General features: G+C 64.1%; 3 protein-coding genes. 1 reads left to right on the top strand and 2 read right to left on the bottom strand.

Annotated features, from left to right (window positions below; translation table 11 throughout):
• On the top strand, window positions 1–432 hold a 432-nt coding region (locus tag EN914_RS39545; RefSeq protein ID WP_245497892.1), incomplete at its 5' end, for a DUF6916 family protein.
• Window positions 433–592: 160 nt separating this feature from the next.
• Here the strand turns inward: EN914_RS39545 and EN914_RS32470 are convergent.
• The gene (locus tag EN914_RS32470) at window positions 593–1,126 is read right to left on the bottom strand and encodes a GNAT family N-acetyltransferase (protein WP_245265345.1); all 534 of its coding nucleotides are present in this window, start codon (window positions 1,124–1,126) and stop codon (window positions 593–595) included.
• Between the two features lie 18 nt (window positions 1,127–1,144).
• On the bottom strand, window positions 1,145–2,320 hold a 1,176-nt coding region (locus EN914_RS32465), incomplete at its 5' end, for a hypothetical protein (RefSeq protein WP_164779075.1).

Here is a 2,320-nt window from a genome sequence, read left to right as displayed (position 1 = left end):
GCCCGCCTCTGGACAGCTTGCGGCGAAGCGGCGACAGTGCCGCCGCTGGAGCAATTCCGGAAAAGTGTGCAGCGGTTTTCCCCTTGGCAATTGCGGAGAAACAAAAAGCTGGATCGGATCCGAACGCTGAACCGCTCCAGCGCACAGATTGAGGCAAACGGGATGGCGTCGGTGTCGGATTTCGAGCAGGGACAAACCTTCACCATCGAAGTCGGGGGCAAGCAGATCCCGCTCGAACTGAGCGCGGTCAAGCCCATCGCCGCCAGCCCGCGCCTGGGTGGCGGTTTCTCGCTGCTGTTTAGAGGCCCGCGCGACATCGCGCTGCCGCAGGCGACCTACCTTTTCACTGGCACAGGCGGCACCCACGAGATCTTCATCGTACCGGTCGCGGCCGACGCGACGGGGCGGCTCTACGAGGCGGTGTTTAATTGAGCTTAACGCAGCAGACTCATCGAAATCCATGCCGCTGCTGTGCAGAAATTTGCGAAAGGCTGGCGGGACAGCGCCCCCCCTCTGTCCTGCCATCGTCTCACGAACCTGCGCACCGCTGCCGAAGTAACCGATAGCGCCGCCTGCGGTAGGCCTCCAGTCGTCACAAACCGACCCTCCCGCGCCCCGGCGCACATTCCATCAAATCATAAACGCCCTTGTCCTCGACAACCACGAAACCCAGCGCGACATAAAGCCGTCTCGCCGGATTGTGCTTCTCGACGTGGATCGAGGCTGATTTGCCGGCTAACCATGCCTCGTCGATAAGGTCGCAGAGCAGTGCGGTGCCGTGGCCCTTGCGGCGATGATGCGGCAGGAAGGCAATGTCGATGATGCGGTGCTGGCTTGGCCAGCGCTCGATGTAGAGCCGGCCGATGTCTTCGCTACCGCGTTCCACCACCAGCCAGTCGGCCTCGGGATAGTGCTTTCTGTAGTGCGCGTGCTGCGCCTGGAACTGCATGCCGAGGAATTCGGCCTTCTGCGCGTCGCTCCACGACGTCACCGCGAGTTCTTCCATGCGCGTCGAGGCGTAGAGCCGCGACAGGAACGGCAAATCCGCCTCTGTCGCAGGGCGGAAGCCGAGCCCGGCCTTGTCAGACCGGGACCAGGCCGGACGTGCCTGTTTCGTTTCTGCCACGCGACCGGAAATCAACCGTCAGACCGGGGGCGTCAGGTCGCGCACGACGACGATCTGCTTGAGATTGTTGTCGGTCAGCGACGTCCAGTTATACTCCCATTCGGAACTGTCGATGCCCATCTGGTTGATCGTCCACAGGCCGTTGGTGCCGTCCGGCATGCGCGCCAGGCTGAACAGAGCAAGCCGGCCATCGGCATTGTAGTTGAGCGTCAGGCGCGTCGAGCGAAGGGATGCGCCGAAATCGCGCCATCCCGACCAGTTCTGGGTGTAGGCATCCCATTGCGCGTTGAATTGGAGGAAATGCTGGTCGGCGGCGACCAGCACGATATCGCCGTCGCCCTGGATGCCGGCGGCAAGCGCCAGGTTGGACGCCCTGGAGTAGCCAGGTGTCGCCCACTGCGTCCACGTATCCGATCCGGCGGGCATCTGGCGCGTATGCAGCACCTGGCCGCTCTGGGTCAGGGCGAACAGATTGGTGGCGCCGAGCGGGCCGATCACCGGCGCCATCTCGATGAAGCCGCCTGTCTGGGTCGTGTCGATCTGCACCCAACCCGTCCAGTCGGCGGCCTTCAAGGCCCGCGCCTTCGCCTGCTGGCAGCGATAGAGATGCAGGTTCGAATTGATGCCGAACAGCGCGATGCGGCCGTCACCCTGGCGTATCGCCGAAACCGTCACCAGCCCGCCGGGGATCTGGATCCAGTCGCTCCACGGTTTGGCCGGCGGCGCCGGCACCTCGACGGTGACGACGATCGGCGTCGTCGTGCCCGGTGGCGTGATGGTTTTCTGCACCTGCACGATCTGGTCCGGATTCTGGTAGATCCACCAGATGCGGCCCTGATTGTCGGTGACGAAGACTTCGATGCGGCCATCGGCGTCGCGCGCCATCGAAAGCTTCTGGTAGCTGGTGGCGCCGGGCGGCGTGCCGATGCTCATCGGCGCGGTCCATTTCTCGACCGGGCCGATCTGATTGGCGTCCTCGGTGATGAAGGACAGGTTGGTGGTTCCCGATGGCTGCGCGACCACCGCGACGCGGCCGTCCCTGGTCAGCCCCGCCGTCATGATCACCCAGGCGCCGGGCGCGATGAACGACCAGGCCGAAGGCCATGGCCCGTTCGGCGAAAGCTGCGCCTTCTGGATCAACTGCCCCTTGGCGGAATCGATGCCCACCACCATCAGCCGAGACAGTTCGAAGAA

Origin of the sequence: Mesorhizobium sp. M7A.F.Ca.CA.001.08.2.1 (assembly GCF_003998455.1) — a bacterium.
In the GTDB taxonomy this organism is placed as follows: domain Bacteria; phylum Pseudomonadota; class Alphaproteobacteria; order Rhizobiales; family Rhizobiaceae; genus Mesorhizobium; species Mesorhizobium ciceri.
The sequence above is the reverse complement of the archived record's forward strand: the minus strand, read 5'-3'. Positions and strand labels throughout refer to the sequence as shown.